This is a genomic window from Rhizobium zaerense (assembly GCF_051810725.1).
Classification (GTDB): domain Bacteria; phylum Pseudomonadota; class Alphaproteobacteria; order Rhizobiales; family Rhizobiaceae; genus Rhizobium; species Rhizobium leguminosarum_I.
The window spans coordinates 4,007,510-4,026,858 of the sequence record NZ_CM132690.1 but is presented as its reverse complement, the minus strand read 5'-3'; the positions used below and the strand labels follow the sequence as shown (position 1 = coordinate 4,026,858).

The 19,349-nt window shown below is 59.0% G+C and carries 20 protein-coding genes; 11 read left to right on the top strand and 9 right to left on the bottom strand.

The window, feature by feature from the left end:
- Positions 1 to 536 precede the first annotated feature (536 nt).
- On the top strand, positions 537 to 722 hold the full coding sequence (locus ACS4RR_RS19725; RefSeq protein ID WP_017963404.1) for a hypothetical protein: 186 nt from the start codon (positions 537 to 539) through the stop codon (positions 720 to 722).
- Positions 723 to 1,472: 750 nt separating this feature from the next.
- Here the strand turns inward: ACS4RR_RS19725 and ACS4RR_RS19720 are convergent.
- From ACS4RR_RS19720 to ACS4RR_RS19690, 7 genes are all read right to left on the bottom strand, one after another.
- Positions 1,473 to 1,673 (bottom strand): hypothetical protein, encoded by a 201-nt coding sequence (locus ACS4RR_RS19720; RefSeq protein WP_017963405.1) that lies wholly within the window; start codon positions 1,671 to 1,673, stop codon positions 1,473 to 1,475.
- A gap of 401 nt (positions 1,674 to 2,074) precedes the next feature.
- Complete coding sequence (locus ACS4RR_RS19715; protein WP_017963406.1) at positions 2,075 to 2,257, bottom strand: hypothetical protein; 183 nt, start codon at positions 2,255 to 2,257, stop codon at positions 2,075 to 2,077.
- Between the two features lie 128 nt (positions 2,258 to 2,385).
- Positions 2,386 to 2,622, bottom strand: a complete 237-nt coding sequence (locus ACS4RR_RS19710) for a hypothetical protein (RefSeq protein WP_162119610.1) — start codon at positions 2,620 to 2,622, stop codon at positions 2,386 to 2,388.
- A 207-nt stretch (positions 2,623 to 2,829) separates the two neighbouring features.
- Positions 2,830 to 3,273: a pyridoxamine 5'-phosphate oxidase family protein gene (locus ACS4RR_RS19705; protein WP_222386126.1), complete on the bottom strand. Its 444-nt coding sequence runs from the start codon at positions 3,271 to 3,273 to the stop codon at positions 2,830 to 2,832.
- A 303-nt stretch (positions 3,274 to 3,576) separates the two neighbouring features.
- Positions 3,577 to 3,939 (bottom strand): hypothetical protein, encoded by a 363-nt coding sequence (locus ACS4RR_RS19700; RefSeq protein ID WP_456189176.1) that lies wholly within the window; start codon positions 3,937 to 3,939, stop codon positions 3,577 to 3,579.
- A gap of 79 nt (positions 3,940 to 4,018) precedes the next feature.
- Positions 4,019 to 4,282 (bottom strand): DUF1488 family protein, encoded by a 264-nt coding sequence (locus ACS4RR_RS19695; RefSeq protein ID WP_170279068.1) that lies wholly within the window; start codon positions 4,280 to 4,282, stop codon positions 4,019 to 4,021.
- Positions 4,283 to 4,418: 136 nt separating this feature from the next.
- A complete protein-coding gene (locus ACS4RR_RS19690) occupies positions 4,419 to 4,718 on the bottom strand; it encodes a hypothetical protein (protein ID WP_170280312.1) in 300 nt (99 codons plus the stop codon).
- A 190-nt stretch (positions 4,719 to 4,908) separates the two neighbouring features.
- On the opposite strand from ACS4RR_RS19690, the gene ACS4RR_RS19685 reads away from it, so the two are divergent.
- Positions 4,909 to 5,313 carry a hypothetical protein gene (locus ACS4RR_RS19685; protein WP_170280313.1) on the top strand — a complete coding sequence of 135 codons (405 nt, stop codon included), beginning with the start codon at positions 4,909 to 4,911 and terminating at the stop codon, positions 5,311 to 5,313.
- A gap of 141 nt (positions 5,314 to 5,454) precedes the next feature.
- Here ACS4RR_RS19685 and ACS4RR_RS19680 read toward each other — a convergent pair whose 3' ends face one another.
- Positions 5,455 to 6,960 carry a DegQ family serine endoprotease gene (locus ACS4RR_RS19680; protein ID WP_456189175.1) on the bottom strand — a complete coding sequence of 502 codons (1,506 nt, stop codon included), beginning with the start codon at positions 6,958 to 6,960 and terminating at the stop codon, positions 5,455 to 5,457.
- 548 nt (positions 6,961 to 7,508) lie between these two features.
- On the opposite strand from ACS4RR_RS19680, the gene ACS4RR_RS19675 reads away from it, so the two are divergent.
- On the top strand, positions 7,509 to 8,558 hold the full coding sequence (locus ACS4RR_RS19675; protein WP_456189174.1) for a LacI family DNA-binding transcriptional regulator: 1,050 nt from the start codon (positions 7,509 to 7,511) through the stop codon (positions 8,556 to 8,558).
- Positions 8,559 to 8,670: 112 nt separating this feature from the next.
- A complete protein-coding gene (locus tag ACS4RR_RS19670) occupies positions 8,671 to 9,591 on the top strand; it encodes a LysR family transcriptional regulator (RefSeq protein WP_222295978.1) in 921 nt (306 codons plus the stop codon).
- 1 nt (position 9,592) lies between these two features.
- Here the strand turns inward: ACS4RR_RS19670 and ACS4RR_RS19665 are convergent, their stop codons facing one another.
- The gene (locus tag ACS4RR_RS19665; RefSeq protein ID WP_222295979.1) at positions 9,593 to 10,546 is read right to left on the bottom strand and encodes an NmrA/HSCARG family protein; all 954 of its coding nucleotides are present in this window, start codon (positions 10,544 to 10,546) and stop codon (positions 9,593 to 9,595) included.
- 677 nt (positions 10,547 to 11,223) lie between these two features.
- On the opposite strand from ACS4RR_RS19665, the gene ACS4RR_RS19660 reads away from it, so the two are divergent.
- The 7 genes from ACS4RR_RS19660 (at position 11,224) to ACS4RR_RS19630 (ending at position 19,349) form a co-directional block, all read left to right on the top strand.
- Positions 11,224 to 12,480, top strand: coding sequence for a polysaccharide biosynthesis/export family protein (locus tag ACS4RR_RS19660; protein ID WP_260110417.1), 1,257 nt, complete (start codon positions 11,224 to 11,226; stop codon positions 12,478 to 12,480).
- Positions 12,481 to 12,597: 117 nt separating this feature from the next.
- Positions 12,598 to 13,371 carry a glycosyltransferase family 2 protein gene (locus tag ACS4RR_RS19655; protein WP_162119568.1) on the top strand — a complete coding sequence of 258 codons (774 nt, stop codon included), beginning with the start codon at positions 12,598 to 12,600 and terminating at the stop codon, positions 13,369 to 13,371.
- Between the two features lie 26 nt (positions 13,372 to 13,397).
- Positions 13,398 to 14,558, top strand: a complete 1,161-nt coding sequence (locus tag ACS4RR_RS19650) for a glycosyltransferase family 4 protein (RefSeq protein WP_456189173.1) — start codon at positions 13,398 to 13,400, stop codon at positions 14,556 to 14,558.
- On the top strand, positions 14,545 to 16,644 hold the full coding sequence (locus ACS4RR_RS19645; RefSeq protein ID WP_456189172.1) for a putative glycosyltransferase family protein: 2,100 nt from the start codon (positions 14,545 to 14,547) through the stop codon (positions 16,642 to 16,644). Before ACS4RR_RS19650 ends, ACS4RR_RS19645 begins: the two co-directional genes overlap by 14 nt.
- The gene (locus ACS4RR_RS19640) at positions 16,641 to 17,528 is read left to right on the top strand and encodes a DUF6492 family protein (RefSeq protein ID WP_456189171.1); all 888 of its coding nucleotides are present in this window, start codon (positions 16,641 to 16,643) and stop codon (positions 17,526 to 17,528) included. Before ACS4RR_RS19645 ends, ACS4RR_RS19640 begins: the two co-directional genes overlap by 4 nt.
- On the top strand, positions 17,525 to 18,355 hold the full coding sequence (locus ACS4RR_RS19635; RefSeq protein ID WP_260110420.1) for a hypothetical protein: 831 nt from the start codon (positions 17,525 to 17,527) through the stop codon (positions 18,353 to 18,355). The genes ACS4RR_RS19640 and ACS4RR_RS19635 overlap by 4 nt, the downstream gene beginning before the upstream one ends.
- Complete coding sequence (locus tag ACS4RR_RS19630; protein WP_162119573.1) at positions 18,348 to 19,349, top strand: glycosyltransferase family 2 protein; 1,002 nt, start codon at positions 18,348 to 18,350, stop codon at positions 19,347 to 19,349. Before ACS4RR_RS19635 ends, ACS4RR_RS19630 begins: the two co-directional genes overlap by 8 nt.

The following is a 19,349-nucleotide window of genomic DNA, read 5'->3' as shown; positions in this document are numbered from 1 at the left end:
GAGTTGGGTTTTCTTGGGAGTTGGCGGGCCGCACGGAGAAATCGAAGTGCATGGTCGTTAAACCTTCCTCCGCACGACCCGGCGCCCTTACGCCGGCGAAAGGCTCTTGTTCCCGGCCGACCGCATTTTTCCATTCATCGCAGCAATCGTTCTGCTGCCGCCGGCAAATGCACCGGGGATAGCCTCAACGATTTGCAGGCTGCCGATCTCCGACGCACCGACGTCAGCAATTGTCGCCTGGCGTCGCGCCGGCGCAAAAAAAGCCCCGCGTGAGCGGGGCAAGGATGGAAAGGCGGATTGGGGCGTGCATTCCCATCATCCTCGCGCGTAACTCGGCGGCGGCGGAAAAGTTCCAGCTACCGATACAATCTCTGAAATTTTCCAGAAAGCGGCGAAGCCCACGAGCTTTCACGAGACGGAGCAAACGAAACCTGGCCGCACGAAACTCTTGCCACCTTCTGCAAAGATCAAATTTTAGCATCTGCTAACGAACAAAATGGCGGCGTGTCGGTTTTCCTCTCAAGGAGGAAACAGTCATGAAGACCATGAACAATCGCCAAGTTCGCATTCCCGGACCGCGAGAGCATGATGTTGCCGAACATTGCCGCAAGTTCGGGATCGGCCCGGCGGAGGAGAAAAAGCTGAAGAAGCTTCTCGGCCCCCGGGCGCCGCTCCATGAAATCCACGCGAACGCTCCGCCGCGCCAACCCAAGTGGCGTTAGGCCAGGAGACGTGCGACGCGGTTCTCCAGGAATGCATCAAACAAAAGGTGAGAGCGGTTCGGTCCATGAAAGCTGAACCGCTCTCGTTTGTGGGGGGGGGCGACAGGCGGGGCATATGAGTGCTTCACGCCGAATTACGGCAATGACTCAAAGATTGAGCGAAACGGAAGGTGCCGCGAAGGCGGGTGAAAGAGCTTCTGTTGCCCGGATTTTCAACAATCGATTTTGTTTGAGACCTGGACATAACTGCTCGGCTTGCTCCATCTGGATTCGCTGAAAGCCCCGCTCCGGCGGGGTTTTTCGTTGGCGTTGCGATGCGCCTGTCGGTTTTCGCCCCGCGGGAGTTTATCGGTGTGACGGTCGCAACGTGCCCGGGCAGGTTGTTGATGATCCCTCGGCGGATTTTCCGCGATCGTGGCGTCGCATTTTTGCCGGGGAACTTCCGACAAGATCAGGGGTTTTGGCGGCGGATCGCGCGGCAGGTCTCGTCTCCTGTACCACTGCTACCCCTGCAGTTGCTGCGCGATCCACTGACGCAAGCACGATGATAGCCACTTTGCTTCCGGCTGCTGCCAGCGGCCAAGATCATTGCAGGCCGTGCGTCTCTTAGCTAAGGCGCGCAACGGACGCTGCACCAGTCGTTCGTCACCTTGATGTTGAAAGTTCCCACCGTCGAAGACGCCGCAATCCGCGTCGACCTCAGCACCTGCGCTGGCACACGAAGCCACCGGTGCGGGCCAGGAAAGCGTTTCAACGCCGTGGGCGCCGCGACAGCATGAGAATGTAATCGTCGGCGATATCGGCAACCACCATGGCGGCTTCAGCGGCCGTATATCCTTTGCCGATGGCGTCGCTGACGATTTTCATGACGGCCGGCTCAAGCGCTTCCCGACAGTCGGACAGACTTTCGACATGCGGGCATTTTGCACGAAATTCCAAGACATTGTTCATGACATACCCTCCATTTTGATTGAGCTCGGCCCCTATGCATGGAAGCTGGCCTTTCCACGAAAAGGCAGGCAACGATTCCGGCGAGCTGCTTCAGGAACCAGAAGTGTTTTCCTGAAGCTACGATGGCATAGGCCCCAATGTATTCAAGCGCATGCTGATATTAAGGTAAGCCAGTAGGGTTAATTCGTCCGCTGATGTTGCATCGTGGCATCGAAAGCAGATGCAGGCCAGCCGCGGCTAATGCATCGGCCCGCAAATCGGAATCGATCTTCGGAAGCACGATGCGTCGATCCAAAGTGTTACAGCGCCCTTTGCGCGGCTGAAAAGACGCGCGGCGCTGTCATGCATGTCCCTCAAAACTGTGTCTTGGGACGAAGGTATGCATGAACGCCTGTATGGCTTCAGACGCTGATGCGCCGGCCGGCCTTATCAGCCTCTTTGCGATTGGCGCCGTGCTTTTCGATGATGCCTTTGGCATCCTCGTTGGAAATGCGGTGTTTCTTCGCGAAGTAGATGACGTCGTAGGGCCCGTCAGTCGCGGCCGCTTTGGCCGGCTGGGCCTTTTTCGTTGTGTCATTGGTCATGATTTTTCCTTTCAAGGCAATGTGGCGCCGGACATCAGGTCATGTCAGCGCCTATTCTCTCCGGAACGAGGATCGGAGAACCGTCACCCTCAATCCGGCATTGGTCGAAGAACTGGCTTCGTGCCGTTTTATCGATGCGCCCGGGCGGTCTTGTGTTTTTCCCAGATCTGCGTCGCCTGCGCTGCGATCCCGGTCTTGTGGAAGCGCAGCAGGTGAAGTCCTTCATTGCGTCGTTTTTCGTCGAAGGCGCTGTTTTCGTAGTCGGAGCCCTCGACAATGCTCTCGCTTTGAAGAACGGCCTTCAATTCCTGCACATAGTGTCCGGTGATGTTGAAAAGGGCTTCATTCTCGGGTGTGTCTGTCATCGTTTTCCCTGTGGGTGGTCGTGTGGCATTGAACGCGATGCTGGTTCAGCAAGCCGCGTTGGTAAGATGCATCAAGCAATCCGCGCCCCTATGGGAAGGCTGGTATCGGACAGCGCTGAGCCGTGTCTGTCTGGAGTTCCATATATCGTGCAGCAACGCCGCGCCGTGAATCGATGGTGGAGGCGCGGCAGGTCTGAAGACGCCACCTTAAACCACTTGCCGTCCCGATACCACGTCAATCGAAATGCCGAAGAATATGGAGGGAGCAGGCTTGTCTTCGCTTTCCGAGCTTAGAACAAGCGATCCGGGTTCCCACCAAAACGGTTGCTTTTGCAGCAGAGACCATGCGTGGAGGCGTTCGTCATGCCGGGCCGGCGTATCGGTCAGCTCATCATAGGTGCCCTGAACAAGCACGCTCTTCCACGTTCGGTTTTCGCCGAATTCCTCAACCTGAACACAGGTGGGTGAATGGGCCCGCAATAGATCAATCTTCAGGCCCGGCATGGAAAATATGAAGAGCCGGTCTGTTTCATAGGCATACTGAATGGGAACGATATAGGGATATTTTTCGCCGAGACATGCCAAGTGGCCACGGGTGTGGCCTGCCAGAAAGGCGAGGCAGTCTTGTTGACCCATTTCTCGCAGCTGCATCGCATTATCCAATTCCGTCAGCGTTTCAGCCCCTCGTTCGATTGGCAGCCGAGCGTCTTGGCCCGCCGCAACAGTCTTCCAGCGCCTACCAGAAGACATCCTTGAAGATAATATAGACGATAAAAGCCAGACAGATTGCCGGTGTCGATTTCACTAGAAAGTCGATGTACCGGAGCCTGCCGATATGCTGAGCCAGGCGTTTCCACGAATGGATGTTTACCGTGGAAGACATCATGCCCTCCTTTGGTTGGGGCCGGGTAATTCTGACCATCCCGGGAAGCAGCGCCCGTTCACAAGCTGCCACTACACCAGATATGGGCGCCAAACATCTGCGCTGCAAGGCGTGGCGGATTGCCGGTCCGGCAGTGTGATCCCGCTGCTGTGCATGATCGCAAGGGGCGGCGCGGATGTCCCAGGATTGCTGGGCACGTCCATGCAGGATTGCGCGTCTACCTCAACCATCGCTTCGATCAGTTTCAGCCGATCGAGCTTCCGCCGTTGATCGTCGTAGAGCCTGCTGAGCAGCGCATAGGCCGATCCGGAGGGTCTGCCTTTGCGCAATAGTTTCCTGATCACCATTTCCTGATCAGCAACGCGATGCGCCGCCTTCACGATATGGCGACGTGCCAGCTTCAGGTCTTTCGGGCGGTATCGTGTCGAACCCATATGCTTTGCTCCCCCTGTCTCATACGGCAGTAGCAGGATGGTCGCAGTTTCAGTTCGCCGACCGCACGCCTTCCATCGGTCAGCGAAAATCTGCGGCCGTGAGCGTAAAGTTATTTCCGCGTCTATGCTGATAGGCCCGCGATGCGGCTTCCTGAATCGAAGAACGCGCTGCATCAAATGCATTGAGGTAGGCGGCTTCGGAAGAATTATGGGTAATCGTGCTGCCGAGGGCTGCTTCTTCGACCAGAAACCTGACCTCGAACATGCCGTCATAGCCGGTGAAGCGGACACCTTTTCGCGCTTCGTCGAAGCTGCGGCTTCTGTTGGGGAAAATAAGCGTCATTGCGGTTATCCTTGAAATGGGCGCGGCCGACCTGCGGAGCTCGGGCACCGGTGATGATGGATGCAGGAAGGGCGAATAGCTTGATGCCGGATGTCCGGCGATCAGCCTGCCTGCATGTCGGAGCGTCCAGCAGATCTCAATGGATGGTCTGCACGATGACCCGGTTTTCAAGCAAAGCTTCCGATGTCTTGATCAAGCGCATCGTACCCGTGATAACCTCATCGGAATAGAGCGAATCCGCACGGGAAATTTCGTCCGTCATATCACGGAGAACTTTGTTGATCTCGAGCAGTGGCGGCACGAATTCCACCAATCCGGCGGCTGCCAGCCCGTGCGTCAACCGCGCGATTGCCTCTCTCAGGTGATTGACCAGTGCACGCCTTTCCACCGGCAGTGCCGACGGCTTTGTGAGGGTCGCTTCATCGTTGAACCGCATGATGCGAATCCTCCTCTCACTGAAATGGGTTCCGCCACGCCATTATCAATGGCCGTAGCCGAATGAGGTTGCGGTCAGCTGGCAATAAGCGCAAGCTAATTTATCGGCGGGCACGATACGGGCACCGCTGCTTGGGGCGCGCCAGTGATGTTAGCGCCAGTGAACCCTAGCCCCAACGAAGGAGGACATCATGTCTTCCACTTCAGATCAGTTTTTCGATATTGCCAATCTGAGAATGCTCGATCGTATTCTGCGAAAGGCCGGCTTTCGCGGCGGTGAAACCCACGCGGCCGATGAGGGTGAGATTGCCGCCACAAGTTTCCTCATTCATTGTTTCCAGATGGGCATCATCGACGAGGCCGCGTTGAGGTCGTCGCTGAAAATGTATCTGGCGACGCAGCTGAGTTCAGGCCCGCTTCCTCATGCGATCGAAGACGCCTCCTTTGCCAGGTGGCAGGATGACGGCGGCGCCCCGATGAAAGCCTATCGGATCGCGCGGTATACGGCGTCGGGGCGTGCGGATACACCACCACGGCCGCCAGGCTACCGTTTGACCAAAACCAGACTGCCTGAACGATTGTCCGAGATCCCGTGAACGGGTCTGCTGCCACAGGCCGGTTCTAAGACGTTACCGGCTGCCGCCACCAACCGGGGTCGAGACGAGTGACTCGGTCCCGGTAAGGTTGGGGTGAGGGGGCAGCCATCGGCGCTTCCGCTTTCCCGAGGTCCGGTCGCCTCAAGCAGCCCCAAGCGGCACGGCGACGAAGGTCTTGTTGCCGTCGCGTTCGACGAGCAGCAGCACCGACTTGCGGCCGGCCTTGCCGGCATCGGCGATTGCGGTCTTGACGTCGCGGGCGTTATGAACCGGTCTATCGTTCACCGAGACGATGACATCGCCGGACTGAATGCCGGCGGCAGCCGCCGACTTGTCCGGGGCGACCTTGGCGACCACCGCGCCACTGATCGAGCGCGGCAGGTTGAGCTGCTGGCGCACGTCGGGTGTCAGGTCGGCAAGGCCCATGCCGAGGCTCGGCTGGCCGGTGCTTTGGCCTTGGGTGTCCGGGCTTTCGGCTGCGGCCTGCTTCTGGCCTTCTTCATTGGTGCCGACCGTGACATTGAGATCGATGGTCTTGCCGTCGCGCCAGATGCTGAGAGCTTCCTTGGCGCCCGGCGAAAGGTCGGCGACCAGGCGCGACAGGTCTTTCGGTGTCTTGACGCTCTCGCCGCCGACTGAGGTGACGATATCGCCGGGCTTCAGGCCGGCATGGGCGGCCGGCGTATCGGCAGTGATGGCGGCGACCAGCGCGCCGCCGGTCTTGTCGAGGCCGACGGCATCGGCGACATCTTTGGTGACCGGCTGGATCTGCACGCCGAGATAGCCGTGATTGATCGACCCGTCCTTCTGCAGCTTGGCGACGATCGCCTTCGCCTCATCGGAGGGAATGGCGAAACCGACGCCGACGCTGCCGCCGTTCGGCGAATAGATGGCGGTGTTGATGCCGACGACATTGCCGCTGCGGTCGACCAGCGGGCCACCGGAATTGCCATGGTTGATCGGCGCGTCGATCTGGATGAAATCGTCATAGGGGCCGCTGTGCAGGTCGCGGCCGCGCGCCGAGACGATCCCTGCTGTCACCGTGGTGCCGATGCCGAAGGGATTGCCGATCGCCAGTATCTGGTCGCCGAGCTTCAGCCTGTCGGAATCGCCCCAGCCAATAGTCTGCAGCGGCTTGCCCGCCACTATCTTCAGCACGGCGACATCGGATTTCGGGTCGGTGCCGATCAGCTTGGCCGGCAATTCGGTGCCGTCATCCAGCGTCACCTTGATGTCGACGGCATTGTCGATGACATGGTTGTTGGTGACGATCACCCCGTCGGGGCTGATAATGAAGCCGGAGCCGAGCGCCATTGCCTGCTGCGACGGCCGGTTTTTCGGCGCCTGGCGCGGCAGCGGGATGCCCTGGTCCTCGAAGAACTGGCGGAACTGCTCGTCCATCGGCGACTCCTGCTCTCCGGCGCTGACATCGGTCGTCTTGACAGTCGTGGTGATGGTGACGACGGCAGGTTTGTCGGCATCGACGATGGAGGCGAAGGAGCCGCTGGGGGCGAGAACGCCGCCGGTATCCGAAGGCGCGGCAACGGCATTGGAGGCGTTGATGGCGAAGGGCAGGCAGGCTGCGCCGGCGATGATGGCGGCCCCGACAAGGGCTGCGGTGCGATGGTTGCGGAGGATGTGTGACATGGTGGTGATCCCTTGGGCGGTGGTCCCTGGCGAGAGCGTTGGCTTGGATGGCGTCGTGGTTCCATGTCATGGGACCTGGCGTCGGACGGCGTTTGGCGCCAATTCCTTCTGGAAACGCGCAGTCGTCGAGGGGCGGCGACCGGGGGGAGAGAAGAATTGGCGCCCGGGATTCATATGATCCCACCAAGCGGATTTACAAATTAAAGTTTGATCATGTTTATATTGCCGATTTGTAAGATATGACTGGAATTTAAACTTCGCTCAGGCAGCGTTTGAGCTTCTCAAAAATTCCGGCTTGATTCTGCCTCGCTTGGCGGCCGCCGTCATGTTTTTATTCGGCAATAAATGGACTTATTCCTGGGGGCGGTGATCCGATCGCCGCATGCGTCCGTAATTTGCCGGCAGACGATCCTGTGCTCTTTCTGGAATTGTATTCCGGATTCCATTGCAAATATAAAATGTTAGTAGACTCTAAATTATTTCTTCTTCAAAAAGTAAAGGCCGCGATTCGAGGGCAGGCGACTCTCGCGGGCGACGTATAAGGGGGGATGAGGGCAGCAGTGGAGCGGGGGCGGAAAGCCAGGCGCGGCGCGCATGTGAAGTTGAGCGATGTGGCGAAGAAGGTGGGGGTCAGCCCCATCACGATTTCGCGCGCGCTTCGCAATCCTGAAATCGTCTCTGAGGATCTGCGCCAGACCATCCTGCGCACGGTAGACGAAATGGGGTACATCCCCAATCTTGCCGCCCGGGCTCTGGCCGGGCGCCATAACGGCATCATCGGTGTCATCACGCCCGCTTTGCACCAGCATGGCTTTGCCGGCTTGATGATCGGCATCGAGGATTGCCTGCGCGCCACCGAACTCCGCGTGCAATATTCCAGTACGCTCCACCACGCCGACGGCGAGGCCGGCGAGCTCAGGTCCTTCCTGACGCAGAAGCCGGCCGGCGTCATCATCGCCGGCGCCGAATCCTATGGTGATCTCCTGCCGCTGATCGAGAATGCCACCTGTCCGATCGCCCATATCACCGATCTCAGCCAGGAGCCGGCAAGGCTGGTCGTCGGCCTTGATCATCATGCTGCAGGCGCAGAACCCACCCGCTTCCTGCTGTCGAGGGGCTACGAGAGGATCGGCTTCATCGGCCGCGGCACGGATATTCGCTCGCGCCGACGGAAGGAAGGCTATCAGGCCGCGATGCGGGAAGCCGGACGTTTCGATCCCGATCTTGCCATTGGCGGAAATGAGGGAAGCAGCAGCAGCAGCAGCACCGGCCTTGGCCGGGAGTTGTTTGCCCGCCTGTTGCAGCGCGTGCCGGATATTGATGCCGTCTTTGCCCAAAGCGACGATCTGGCGCTGGGCGTGCTCATCGAATGTGCCGCGCGCGGCATCCGCGTGCCGGAGGATGTCGGCATCTGCGGCTTCAACGATCTGGAATTTTCAGCCTTCACCCAGCCGACGCTGACGACGGTGCAGATTCCACGCTACGAAATCGGCTACCGTGTCGCCGACATGCTGCTGCGCGCGGTCCGCGACGAACCGGCCGGCGAAGGCAAGGTCGATTGCGGCTTCTCGATCATCCCGCGCGGCTCGACGCGATAATCCGAGACGATCTGCCGAATGAATTCCCACTGAACTGTCGGCGTATGCTCCGAACTAGGCACCATCCAGATTGTTCCCTATATGGAATGAATGACGATCGCTGTGCTGAAAAATGGATAATACCGGACTGTCTCTCGACAGAATGCGCACCTTCGTTCGCGTCGCCGAACGCGGCAACCTGTCGATGGTCGCAAGAGAGCTGGGTGTCGGTCAATCCACCGTGACGCGGCACCTCAATGAACTTGAGGAGGCTGTCGGCGTACCGCTTCTCAGCCGCACCACGCGTCGCGTCACCCTGACCGACGAGGGCAGCCGCTATTATACCAATTGCCTGCAGATATTGCGGCTGGTCGAACAGGCTGCTGAAGAAGCAAGAGATGCCCGTCAGGCCCCCGCAGGCGCTGTTCGGCTTTCTTGTACGGCAGCGCTCGGCGTGATGCACATCACGCGCCTGATCTTTGATTTCCAGGACAGGCATCCGGACATCCGGGTCGACCTCAACCTGACGGACGAGCGGATCGACCTGGTTCGCGAAGGCGTCGACGTCGCACTCCGTCTTGGACCTCTCGCCGACAGCGCAATGAAACTTCATGCGCTCGGAGAAAGCCATCGTCTGCTGGTCGGCGCTCCGGCCTATTTGTCGGCCCATGGACGGCCCGAACGCCCTGCCGATCTGTCACGCTACGAAACCGTCGTAATGTCCAATGTGGCCGGCAGCGATCAACTCGTTCTTTCCTCTCCCGATGGCACAAGCCTGATGATCCCTGTCAGCGGCAAGTTGCGCGTCGATCACGGGCTTGCGGCGCGCGAAGCCTTTGCCGCCGGACGGGGCATTGGTCCCGCACACCTCTGGTTGGTCCACGATCTTCTCGATGACGGGGAGCTCGAGGTCGTGCTTGGCGACTATCGTCCTTTACCGGTTCCGGTGAGCTTGCTGATCGTTCCAGAGCGTGCCGCCATTGCCCGCGTTCGGCTTCTCGTCGACTTTCTTGTCGCCGAGGTTTCCAAATTACCGGGAATCCGGCCGTCATGATTTAGAGTCCGAATGACCGTTTATCGCCACGCCACCTCGTCGTTCGCAGATATTGTTCCCAGTTGAACGTGTCGGGGTTCAGGCGACGGCTCCATTCGAGGTCTTGCTCCTTGCCGAAATAGCCATAGTCGACAGCATATTCGACCATCCCCAGAATCTCTCGAACGAGAAGTTCGTTGGCGGCAAACTCTGGAAAAAAGTGCAGCAGGCCATCCCGGGTGAAAGCGTTTCGATACGCGGCCTTGAGCCCGGTCACGCGCTGAAAGGTTTCGACCATCTCCCGCGGAGAAATGATGTCGCCAACGATCGGCAGCGTCTTGCCGTGGTAACGCTCGGGGTTTGAGAAAATTTCAAGCACGACCGGCCCGGTCGCCGTCAGCGGATCGACAAAGGGCGCTCGAAAATCTTCAGGAAGATAGACCGGCAGGAGCAGCGTATCGCCCTCCATGCGCGGCACATAATATTCGAGCAGATTCGTGTAGAAGAATGCCGGCATGATGAAGGAATGAGAGATCGGCAGGCTGCGAATATAGTCTGCAACGCGCGCCTTGTCGGTAAAATGCGGCGCATACTTCGTGCCGCCGGTGATCTTGTCGACATTCTCAAGCGTGCTGAAAACAATATGCCCGGCGCCGGCCTCAACGGCGGCATCCGCCAGTTGCCGCCCGAGAGGAGCCTCGATCGTCTCCGGCGGGGCGATCGGCGGCGTCATCAGAAATGCGCCATCCGCGCCTTTGAAGGCGGCAACGAGGTCCCTTTGACGGCCAAGCTCGAGAGGGACGGCTAGGATTTCAGCGCCGCGTTCCTCCAGACGTAACGCTTCAGGCGAATCCTTTTTCCGGGTTAAAGCACGCACCCGGAAACGCTGGCTCTCAAGGAGGGCCGCCGCGACGCTGCGCCCCTGCTTGCTCGTTGCACCGGCAATCGCGATCAGTGGCTTTTCATGTACAGACATAGAGCTTTAAACCTTTCCCTGTCATTGACACCGACTGCGGTGCTCATTTTGCGGGGAGGACGGTCGGCCAGTGCCGAGAGCCCACCTCGATGACGGGCACCTTATCGCAGCAGGTTCTATGGCTGTAGATATCTGAAATGCATAATATAATTCCATTTTATGGATAAGTGGCGCCGGCCAGCCGCGGATACAAATCGGTTCGCCATCCCGGATCACAACGCCGAAACCCGCGCCTGAATGATGCCGACATCGCGGATCGCGACGGCGCAAATGTCGTCCTCGAAACCATTTCTCAAGTGCCGGCGTTGGCTCAGACATCTCTTCGCCAATGGCGGCTCTAATGGACTAAAGCTGAGAGCTACATTGCAAATTTCACCCTGCTGATCGACAAATAAACCGATAAAGCCAAGGATTTTGAAGTGCTGCTCGGTGGCCGCAAGATATTACTTTTATTGAATTCTTTTCGACTCGGGATCTTAGCCTGTCTGGCAGATGTATTAATCATTGTTAAGTACTGTTGAATATGATTAATATTATGTTAATCTTAAAGAGATTACGAGGCGTTCATCGCTTTAAAAGCGGAAATTCGAAACATGAAGCTTTCGAAGATAGCATCTCCAAAGATACCTCAATATAGGTCGAGAATCCGTTCTCGCCTACATCAAACAATACTGTGCATGGTGTTTGCAGCAATTGTTCCATTGACGCCAGCAGCGGAAGAGTTGCCTTCGCCTACGGAAGCGGTCTCGGTTGTGACACCTGGTGAGACTTTGGCCCGGCAGCCTCAATTGTTGCGTGACGGTCTTCGCTCAGGCGATAAATTGAATCTGGCATTTTACGAAAGCTTGGCCTCCGTCGAAGACCGCTGGACGGGTTCACGGGGCACGGTTCCCTGGAACTTTTATCAGCGCCCCGAACTCACTGGCGAATACGTCGTTGAAGCGGACGGAACGATTTCGCTTCCGCTTTTGGGACGCTTCCGGGTTCGAGGGCTTCCTCCGGCGGATGTGGAGGCGATAATTCTTCCTTCGTACGAAAATTTGGTCGGCAGAAAGGGGTTCGTGAATATCGTCAAGATTGAGCACCAGCCTGTTTATATTACCGGCCCGGTTCGTAATCCCGGCTCGTTTCGATATGTTGATGGCATGACCGTTCTGCATGCCGTTGCGCAAGCGGGTGGCATGGCGGCGAAGGGTATTGAGCCGTGGCAGAGTGTGGAAATTACACGCCAGATCGAGCGGTTGAAGACTGAGTTGGCCGATCTGAAGCGGCTTGCGTCGCGAACCGAGGTGCTCAGGGCGAAGCGCGATTCCGTGCAAATTGCCAGCATTGGTGCACCAATTCTCGGTCCCGATCCCGATGCCCAACGGTTGCTGGATGATGAGACATGGCAGCGCCAATTGATAACGACGAGCAAGGATGCGCAGAGCAGTGCTTACGCAAAATCTGTTGCCGATGCTCAGGCCGATCTCGATCTGCGTCAGGCCCGCGTCGGCAATTATGATGCCACCATTCGGGTCCGTCAGGATCGGCTGGCAAGTATCGAGAATTTGGCCAAAAACAAGCTTGTCACCAGCATCGAATTGACCCGGGCGCAAAGCGAACTGACCGAGTCGGAAGATCGAAAGCAGCAAGCCGTCATCGATGTCGAGAGCGCAAAGCAGCGGCTGGCGGCAGCGAAACAGGACGTTGAGCGCGATCGTATCGAACGCAAGATCGAGATCGAGAAGTCGGCAGCGGATGCGGAAAGAGGCCTATCTACGGCATTGAAGACGACCGAGAGCGATCTTGAAATCTTCCGGTCGATGGTATCGTCGAATGATAGCGCCGGTGTTGAATTTGAAATCGTTCGGCCTGGACCGAATGGAGTCACAGTCGAACCTGCTACCGAAGAAACGGTCTTACAGCCTGGCGATCTAATCAAAGTACATTGAGACGCAGCCACATACCCTTCCCGACTGGGGAGAGTTTAGTCCTCCTCTCGGCCAAAGAGCTCAGAGGCATCGTCGATTTGCGATTTGTCACGCGGTCCAAAACGCCAAGGAGAGCTTATGTCTGCAATACAAGCTGTAGAAGCCTCGCATTCCTCGATGCCGGTCCAAGGTCCGATGTTCAATTTGCCAAGGACCTCGCTCGTCATTCCAACCTTGAACGAAGCGGAAAACATTAAGCTGCTTTTGCCCCGCATACCGACATGGGTGCATGAAATCATCATCGTCGATGGGCGATCGACAGACGGAACGCCTGACATAGCGCGAAGCATGCGCGATGATGTCAAGATCGTACTTCAGCCTAAGAAGGGCAAAGGCATCGCATTGCGGACGGGCTTCGAAGCCGCATCTGGTGATATGATCGTGATGCTGGATGCTGACGGTTCGATGGATCCTTACGAAATCATCCTGTTCGTCGCGGCTCTTGTTGCAGGTGCGGATTTCGTCAAGGGTTCGCGCTTTATGCAGGGTGGCGGAACCAGCGACATGACGGTCATCCGCCGGTTCGGCAATCTGGGCCTGACCCTGCTGGTCCGGATGCTGTATGGTAGCTCTTTCAGCGATCTGTGCTACGGCTACATGGGCTTTTGGAGGCGGCATGTTCCTTTGCTGCGTGCCGATTGCGACGGCTTCGAAATCGAGACGCTGATCAATTTGCGGGCCCTGAAGAACAAGCTCAAAATCATGGAAGTCGCGAGCTTTGAATCGGAGCGCATCTACGGCGTCAGCAATCTGCGTGCCCTTCCGGACGGCTGGCGCGTGCTGAAGACGATCTTCCGGGAACGCGTCAGTACGCCGACGGGCGTCCAAGTCCTCGAGCAGGGCATGTCCTGAGGTCTGGATGTAATTGGCGAGGCCGCATGATGCGCATTTTGATGCTCAGCGCGAGATACCTGCCTTATGCCGGAGGAACGGAAACCCATGTAAGCGAGGTCGCAACCCGGCTCGTGGCCAAGGGGCATGCGGTGACGGTATTGACGGGCAATCCCGATGGCCTTCTTCCGGCAGAGGAAACCCGAGACGGCGTGCAGATTATCAGGCTGAAGACCTTTCCCCGTGGGCGGGATTGGTGCTTCGCCCCCGGCGTCTTCAAGGCGGTCGCCGAAGGTGATTGGGACCTGATGCATGTTCAGGGCTACCACACGTTCCTGGCACCGCTCGGAATGGCCGCCGCATCGCGCAAGGGGCTTCCTTTTGTAGTCACCTTTCACAGCGGTGGTCATTCGTCACCATTTCGATCCTCGATCCGGCGCTTCCAACACAGAATGCTTGCGCCTCTGGCTGCCAGGGCAGGGCAACTCATTGGCGTGTCGCGATTCGAAGCGGACCTATTCAGCCAGAATATGACAATCGCGAGAGACCGGTTCATCGTTATCCCCAATGGCGCGCGCCTGCCGGAAAAGTCCGGGCGGCGATCCCCTTCACCTGACGACAAGCCGCTGATTGTCTCGCTCGGCAGGCTGGAGCGCTATAAAGGTCATCATCGGGCGCTTGCTGCCTTTAATGTGCTGGCAACGAAATTCCCTGATATGCGCCTTCGGATCCTGGGAGAAGGCCCCTATGAGGCGAAGCTGCGTCAGCAGGTGGCCGAGCTCGGGCTCGGCAACCGCGTCGAGATCGGGGCAATTCCGCCGGCCGACCGGTCCGCAATGGCCGATCTTTTGTCTTCGGCCGCACTTGTCGTGCTCCTCAGCGATTATGAAGCTCATCCCGTCGCGGTTATGGAGGCGCTTTCGGTCAAGGCTCCCGTCCTGACCACCGACACATCAGGCTTTCGGGAGCTGGTTGAGGAGGGCCTCGTGCGATCCATTCCGCTCAACGCTTCGCCAGACTTCACCGCACGTGAAATGCTCGCCACCATGGACGCCGGGCCGATCTCAATTGAGACGAGGTTGCCGGACTGGGACGATTGCACGGACCGGCTGCTGACGGTGTACAGACGCGTATTTTCGCATCAGCAGCCTGAACTGCGAACCGGTCCAGCACTGCTTGGAGATTTGAAGCACGATGACCGTTGTTAAGGGACGGGCTTCTCCAGGCCAGCAGAAGGCCTACCAGGAGGGAGCTTATCGTCACGGCTATAGAGAGAGGGTTTCCATTCCACGCATCGATCTATGGATCGCGGCATTTCTGGGCCTGCGCAGGCAGGACAGCGCGGTCGGGGGCATTGCCGATCCTTCGTCGCTGGGCATGTCGCCGGTCTTTGCCTTGCTATGCAGTTGCGCCCTTGTCGTGATCGCACTTGCCGCAAATGCCAGTCGGCTGGGGGAGGGCTGGGCGGTTTCGACGTTCTATACCGCCATCGCCGCGATCTTTCTCCCGCCAGCGGCGCGGATCATCCATCCGGGAGCCAGCCGCCTGGAGCGCTTGGCGCTCATAGTGATCGTCACTTCAGCCCTCTTCGTGGTACGCGTCATCCGCGCACCCGTCGCATTCATAGATCATGACGAATTCCTGCACTGGGCGACGGTGAACGACATTCTGGAGGCGCGGCGACTGTTCCTGCCCAATCCCCTTCTGCCGGTCAGCCCGCTCTATCCCGGACTGGAGCTCATAACGTCCGCCTTGGTCAACCTGTCCGGACTGTCCGTCTTCGCGGCAGGCCTCATCGTGTTGGCGGCAGCGCGGATGGTGCTGATGCTCACGCTATTCCTGCTCTTCGAGAAGATCACGGATTCTGCGCGGATCGCCTCCATCGCCTGCCTGATCTACATGGGCTCGTCCACGTTTTTGCTGTTCGACGTCCACTACTCCTATGAAAGCCTGGCGATCCCCATGCTTGTGGCGGTGCTGTTGGCTTCGGAAAGCCGACGCATGGAGCCAAGCGACACGGCAGCCTGGCCGACGGTCGTCGCCACCATGGTCCTGATCGTGGCGCTCGCGGTTACTCATCATCTCACCTCCTATTTTTGCACGGCCCTTTTGTGCGGCACGGCGGTGATGGAATGCCTGCGGCAGGGCGCGTCCGCCATGCAGAGGCGGCAGGCGATCCTGTTGGCCTCGATCGCCGTGATTGCTCCGGTCGCCTGGTCGAAGATCGTCGGGAACCCCACCGGCGGCTACATCCTTCCCGTACTGGAAGGCGGCATAAACGAGGTAGCGCAACTCGTATCGAATTCGACCGCGACGCGTAGGCTTTTCGTGTCGGACACGGGAGCCTTGGCGCCTGCTTGGCAACGTTACCTGACGATGGCAGGCGTCGCGCTGATCTGCCTGGGGCTTCTCACCGGCTTTCTCCGCTCGCTCGTTTTCAATGGGCAGCACCGGGATGCGAGCATCCTCTGGCCGCCGACCAGATGGCGGCTATGGCGCTCAAGTCTTCTCGAGATCCTCGTTTTGGCGACGCTGGCCTATCCCGTCAGTATCATCTTCCGCCTGACGCGCAGTGGGTGGGAGATCGGCAACCGCATCGGCTCGCTATCTTTCCTCGGCGTCGCGATTGTCGTCGCGGTGGCCGTCGCGGCGTTCTGGCACGGCACGTCGCGTGGCTGGCTGCGCGCAACGGCGCTTGCCGCCGCCGCAACGACGGTGCTGATTGCTGGCGTCATCAGCTCCGAGGGACCACGTATCCTGGTTCCGGCCGCCTATGAAGTGTCAGCCGACTCCTCGTCGATAGAACCGATGGGGATCAGCGCCGCAAGGTGGACCAAGGAATGGCTGGGCGGCGACCAGAATTTCGCAACCGATCGGATCAATCGCCTGCTCCTGTCCACCTACGGCCGTCAAAAGGTCTCGACCACGCTTGAGAGTGGGCAAGATACGAGCATGGCCATCACCGCAGCCGATCTCGGCCCGATGGAACGTCAGCTGCTGATTGACCAGGGCATCGGCTTCGTCATGGTCGACCTGCGCATGACCACCGGCCTGCCCGGCGTCGGCGTCTATTTCGACGGCGGCGCGCAAGACCGAAACCACATGGTCCCCCTCCAGGCGTCGTCGCTGCTTAAGTTCAATTCCGAGCCCGATGTCGACCGCACCTTCGACAACGGCTTCATGGTCATTTTCGACGTGGGGCGGCTCGGGAAAACACGGCAGCCCGCCGCCTCTCGCAAGCGGACCGGAGAGCCGGTACAATCCTTGGGACGAACTGACGGAGATTTACAATGATCGATAGCCGTATCGACGCTTTCATGTGCGTCCATTCGCGGGACATCGAATATCTACTCGAAGCGTCCCTTCGCTCCTACCAGCAGCATTTCCCCGACAAGGGAAACCTGACCATGGTCACCGACAACCCGGCCGCTTTAAGAGCCTTCCTCGACGCGAAGGGTCTCGTGCCTGGCGCCGCCGTCACCGGCGACAACGATTGGCTTTCGGCCAGCGAACTGGAACTTCCCGGCTGGTTTCGGCAGCAGATCATCAAGCTGCGCGCCTTCGAATTCTGCCGGACCGAGCATTTCTGTAATCTCGGTGCGGATACACTGCTGCTGCGGCCCATTGCGACGACCGATCTGATCGACCGGCGCCAACCGGTTCTCTATTATTCCAGCCACAGGCTTCCCGATCTGCACTACCGTTTCGAGAAGAAACGGTTGCGCAGTGTTGCAAAGATCCTCGGCGTCGAGCCGGCCCGGTCTTTTCGCTACGTCGATTTCATCAACGATTTCTTCTGCTTCAAGCGCGAATGGCTCATCGCGCTGAATGACTATATCGCGTCGAAATACGGCTCGAAACCCTACGTCGAGCTGCTCAAGGGTCTCAGCGCGTCAAAAGACCAGACACGGTTCGGGGAATGGACGCTCTATTCCGTCTTTCTGCTCGATGTGATGCACCAGTCGCCGACGATGCGCGATGCGCGCGGGGCCTATCTGACGCAGATCCATAGCCGCCTCGGCCTCACGCTGAGCCGGCTGGACAGCAAGATCGTTCATCTCGTCCAGAAATCCTTCGACCCAAACGTGATCCGGCAGAAGCTGATGAAGGTGAACCCGGGCGCCGCTCAGATCGTCGGCGCGACGGCATGGGCAGATGCAGGAGCTCGCCCCCGATGATGGCCCGCCGTGTCTTTCTGGGGATCATTCCGCTGTGGATTCTTGCCGCTGTCTTGACCGTAACGTGGCTGCCCGGAACCTTTTCGACCTCGGAGAAGGCGGTTCGCCTGGCGCTCTGCGCGCCGCTGATCCTATATCTCCCGGGCCGCATGCTGGTGGATACCCTGCGCATAGAGGGCGATACGGTCACAAGGGGAACGCTCGCGGTGTTCCTGAGCTTCGCGGCCTGCATTTTTCTGGGGCTTCTGCTGCATGTCGCCGGGCATCTCGATGCGCGCGGCTGGGTCTACGCCCTGGGCCTGACGACCATCGCCCTTCGGTGCCTGAATGTCGTTTTGCCGCTCGCAAGGGCGGTTCCAGCCATTCCCTGGACTTGGCCCGGCCGCCGTTTTTTGATCTTCGCAGTTTCCATGATCCTGGCGACGAGTTCCGTCCTCATGGCGCGCCCGGTCGCGCTTGAACGTAAGCCGTTTCATTTCACCGAGTTTTGGATGGTGCCCAAATGGAACTGGACGAACAATGTGGTAACGGTCGGCGTGCGCAATTCGGAAGACACCAAGACGCTTTACAGTCTTGACCTCGTTCTGGGCGGTACGTTGATTGGACAGATGCCAACCTTCGAGCTGGCACCTTCCTCCAGCCAAACTTTCGAATTCTCCGTACCAACGAAAACGCGCGCCCCCGCACGGCTGGAAGCCTGGCTCTACAAGAGCGGCGACAGGGGAACGATCTACCGCAAGGTCTGGATGACCATCGACACGCTCCAGTCCCCGGCACCGACCGGAATGACCCTTCAGTTCGCTGATCCGGAGACGAAAAATGGATAATTTCCAGCCTCCCGTGCCCGGTAAGCTCACGACGGCAATCGTCATCTGCTGCTATTCCGACAAGCGCTGGGACGTCCTCAACAAGGCAATGGAGGCGGCAACGCGTCAGGTCCCGGCCGCGGACGAGATCGTCGTCATCGTCGATCACAATCCGGCACTGGCGCTGCGTCTGCGCGCCAAGCGCTTCGAAACCCCCGTCAGGATCGTCGAGAATATTCATCCGCCCGGCCTCTCCGGCGCCCGCAACACCGGGATTTCAGCCAGCCGCGGCGAGGTCATCCTGTTTCTCGACGACGACGCCGTGTCAGATCGGGATTTGCTGGCAACCTTGGTGCGGCAACTCGAGGATCCCTCGGTTCTGGGCGCCGTCTCCGCTATCCGCCCGTTGTGGGAAACAGATCGTCCGTCCTGGTTTCCCGACGAATTCCTGTGGACCCTTGGCTGCACCTATCGCGGCCTTCATCCGGGGCCGGTGCGCAACCTCATCGGCGCGTCCATGTGCATCCGCCGCTCCGTCTTCGATCATACGGGCGGCTTCGATTCCGGCTTGGGCCGAACGGCCAAGGCTTTGCCGCTCGGATGCGAGGAAACCGAACTCTGCATCCGTGCAACCAAGGCCTTGCCGCATGGCCGTTTCGTCTTCGAGCCGTCCAGCGGCAGCGATCACGCCATACCCGCTGATCGTGCGACGTGGAAATATTTCCTTCATCGATGCTGGGCCGAAGGGCTTTCAAAGGCCAGCCTATCGTTGATGGCAGGCTCCGGCGAGGCGCTGGCGTCGGAAAAGACCTATATGACGAGGACCTTGCCCCAAGGGCTTATGCGGGGATTTGCTGATGTGCTGCTTGGCCAGCCGAGCGGCCTTCTTCGCGCCGTCGCCCTGGCCGCCGGCCTAGGGGCCACCGCGGCCGGATTCGCTCTCGGCAGGACCCGCGCGGCCCTTACGCGACGGTTCACCTCCGTTCCTGCTCGCGCGCTCGAACGGGTGGAATAG